1 pseudogene is annotated in these 418 nt (G+C 56.2%); it reads left to right on the plus strand.

Features of this window, described 5'->3' with window-relative positions:
• Window positions 1-418: pseudogene (gene fnr, locus FJV41_RS56120) on the plus strand (fumarate/nitrate reduction transcriptional regulator Fnr); the annotation flags it as partial.

Here is a 418-nt window from a genome sequence, read left to right on the forward strand (position 1 = left end):
TCGCTCCGGGACCATCAAAAGCTATACCATCACCGAGCAAGGTGATGAGCAGATCACTGGCTTCCATCTGGCGGGCGACCTGGTGGGCTTTGACGCCATCGGCACCGGTCTGCACCCGAGCTTTGCGCAGGCGCTGGAAACCTCAATGGTCTGCGAGATCCCCTTCGAAACTCTTGACGATCTTTCCGGAAAAATGCCCAATCTGCGTCAGCAGATGATGCGCCTGATGAGCGGTGAGATTAAAGGCGACCAGGATATGATCCTGTTGCTTTCCAAAAAGAATGCCGAAGAGCGCCTGGCCGCGTTTATCTATAACCTTTCTCGTCGTTTCGCCCAGCGCGGCTTCTCACCACGTGAGTTCCGGCTGACCATGACCCGCGGCGATATTGGCAACTATCTCGGCCTCACCGTCGAAACC

The sequence above is a fragment of the Myxococcus llanfairpwllgwyngyllgogerychwyrndrobwllllantysiliogogogochensis genome (genome assembly GCF_006636215.1).
Lineage (GTDB): Bacteria > Myxococcota > Myxococcia > Myxococcales > Myxococcaceae > Myxococcus > Myxococcus llanfairpwllgwyngyllgogerychwyrndrobwllllantysiliogogogochensis.